4 protein-coding genes are annotated in these 2,625 nt (G+C 35.0%); all 4 read right to left on the reverse strand.

All coding sequences use genetic code 11. The annotated features are described in order from the left end of the window. Positions 1-54: 54 nt before the first annotated feature. Positions 55-747 (reverse strand): hypothetical protein, encoded by a 693-nt coding sequence (locus KPC_RS18990; RefSeq protein ID WP_121975884.1) that lies wholly within the window; start codon positions 745-747, stop codon positions 55-57. A 123-nt stretch (positions 748-870) separates the two neighbouring features. Beyond that, on the reverse strand, positions 871-1,143 hold the full coding sequence (locus KPC_RS18995) for a hypothetical protein (RefSeq protein WP_121975885.1): 273 nt from the start codon (positions 1,141-1,143) through the stop codon (positions 871-873). A 118-nt stretch (positions 1,144-1,261) separates the two neighbouring features. Further along, positions 1,262-1,837, reverse strand: coding sequence for a DUF4126 domain-containing protein (locus KPC_RS19000; protein ID WP_121975886.1), 576 nt, complete (start codon positions 1,835-1,837; stop codon positions 1,262-1,264). 124 nt (positions 1,838-1,961) lie between these two features. Beyond that, on the reverse strand, positions 1,962-2,111 hold the full coding sequence (locus KPC_RS20645; protein WP_197747753.1) for a zinc ribbon-containing protein: 150 nt from the start codon (positions 2,109-2,111) through the stop codon (positions 1,962-1,964). Positions 2,112-2,625 lie beyond the last annotated feature (514 nt).

The following is a 2,625-nucleotide window of genomic DNA, read 5'->3' on the forward strand; positions in this document are numbered from 1 at the left end:
GATAAGTGTATATTTCTTTCTAATAATAATCGTAAAAATTGAAATAAAAAAATATTAAAAACTTAACTCATCAAAGTCTTTCACTTGAGATAAAAATATTGAGGATGTTTTTATCATTGCCCATTTTTCCCTAAATTTTGGATCTCCCTCTTCATCTGGATTGGTATTGGTTCGAACCAGTTTTTTGTTAGTCAAAAAGTTAATACTGGTTTCACTTTCAATATAAGGACCGTGATTACTTGATGAATCATAACCAATCAAACGAAAATCATGTTTTTGCAGCCTAAAACTATAGTCCCAATAACCATAACGCCCATGCCCATAATGCACATGGAGCAGATTTTTCTCGATATTGATCCAGAGTTCTGGTGCAAAATACACACCACCATCTTCATTTTCAGATGAAAAACAGCCTAAATTTTTGACAATTTGTTTATATTTCCCCTTTTCATTAAGTAAGACAATGATACCTCGGCGATTTCGATCTAAACGCCCACGATATTCATCATTGACAAAGGCTCTGGAATCAGTTGCTTTAACAATGAGTACCAGATCCTTTTTACCATCTTTATTAAGATCGCCCTCTATCGCTTCAAATAAATGATATTTTGCAGGTACATAGGCTTTATATTTGATCTTATCTTTTTGAAGCTTTATTTCTTCGGGACTTAATTGTTGAGCAAAAGTCATCTTCGGGATAAAAAATATTAAAAGTGTTAGAAAAATCAAAAAATGCTTTTTATCCATTATATTTCTCATCTTTTATATTGATTCAGCCGATGAATCACACCTAGTCTTGATAACCACAAGATTGTTAGTGCACATTAAGAGTGATTTAAACGTTATGGTAGTACTATTTCAATTACTTTATTAGTTATGTAAAAAATACTGCCCCAAGCTTGTTGCTACAATAAACCAAACTAGGACTGTAATAAATCCTGTGAGTACATTCAAAATAATTTTCAATGGATTCGATAATTCTGATTTATAGATTTTCAAATTGATTGAAAAAGCTAAAGCTGCACAAAGCCCACCGATCGCCCCACCTATAAATACAAGCAATAATGGCCAACCACACATAAAATAAACTTTAGCAGGATATTTACTGTTTCCAAACCAACTCTTCTTTGACTCTAATGACATTAGTTTCTCTTTAATAGTCTTATATTTCTCAATTATATTTATCGCCAATATAATTAAAATTCAATCTAATATTCAAATAAATTCCAGATAGCATATTCCAAATAAACTGTATAAAACCTCATAAAGTACGTACAACATTTTCCTGTTTTTTCTTACGTATCCATCTGATTGCCAAAATTATGAATACAATCACCACTACGGCAACGATCACAGGCAGCACCATTGCCAATACTGAAAGTACGGCAGCACTCACCCATTCAACTGTAGAAACAACAGGATTTGCAATTCCCCCAGTTGTTGCGGTAGATACTCCTCGTGCCGCAACAGTACTCAGCTGAACAGCACTCGCTGTTCCTCCACCAACAATAATCGCTGCTGCCCAACTGGCAAACTGTGACATTTCCCCACTACTGACTGCCATAGTGGTCAATGTTCCCGCAATCATCGCAGCAGGAGTTGCAATCGTGTCCAGTATATTATCTACCCATGGGATGTAGTACGCTGCGATCTCACAAATTGTTGCTACAGCTAGAGCTATACAAACAGATGGCATCGCTAACCAGGCAAAACCCTTAGATGGTTCAAACAACCCGGTTACTGCGCCAATACTCATCACCAACAAAGGAACAAATACACGAAAACCACAAGCAGCACTTAAGCCTATACCGATACATAAACCAATGATTGTTTCCATATTCATTCCCTGGGTCTGTTGTGACTGTTTTTTATTAGAATATGCCTATAAATTAACAAAAAGCCCTATCAAGTGATAGGGCTTTTCTTTAAAAACAGGGGGTAACTGTTTTTATTTGTGCTGCTTAGGCAATTGCAATTTTATTGTTAAATTTATTGCCAAGGCATTTGGTACACGGTGGTAAACGATCAGTACCAATTTCTAAGTAGACGCGGTGTCCACATTGGACGCAAAAATAGAATCCTGTTCCGGGTCTTTCGCCAGCAGTAACCATTTTTGTTCTCCATAGGTTTAGAAATGGTAGAATCAGTATAACCCTATTGTGATGAATATCTATTGGTCATTTTTACAAATGATGATGGCATAATTGCAAGCAATCATTTCGAGAGAAAATTTTGGTGGGTTAAATCGGTTTAATCATCCAATTTTCGGCTTTCAGGCGAATTACTTTAACTTTAAAAACTCTATTTGTGACCATGAACCTATTATTTACTTTTGCATGCGCCGCACGCCATAAGTCATTATTGCCAATAAGCTATCCTATAGATGTAAAATCTTTCCTGATTTGTGCATAGTTTTTTTCAACACTTTACCCAACTCAACCACTTGAATAGTTGAGATAAACTCTTCAATAACTTGGAACATTTTTTCTTTCCATAGGCTCTTTTCCACACGAAAGCTTCCTTACCCTAAGTAATAACTGAAATTAAAATATTTCTATGTGGAAGATGCTTTTTTAAATGCTGACGAACAACTTTTGGTTGATATTTAATTATGTAGATAAAAAT

Source organism: Acinetobacter stercoris, assembly GCF_900323515.1.
GTDB lineage: Bacteria > Pseudomonadota > Gammaproteobacteria > Pseudomonadales > Moraxellaceae > Acinetobacter > Acinetobacter stercoris.

Bases quoted from the DNA above. Each gene is read 5' to 3' on its own strand.
- KPC_RS18990 (WP_121975884.1), bottom strand. From the start codon at position 747: ATGGATAAAAAGCATTTTTTGATTTTTCTAACACTTTTAATATTTTTT.
- KPC_RS18995 (WP_121975885.1), bottom strand. From the start codon at position 1,143: ATGTCATTAGAGTCAAAGAAGAGTTGGTTTGGAAACAGTAAATATCCT.
- KPC_RS19000 (WP_121975886.1), bottom strand. From the start codon at position 1,837: ATGGAAACAATCATTGGTTTATGTATCGGTATAGGCTTAAGTGCTGCT.
- KPC_RS20645 (WP_197747753.1), bottom strand. From the start codon at position 2,111: ATGGTTACTGCTGGCGAAAGACCCGGAACAGGATTCTATTTTTGCGTC.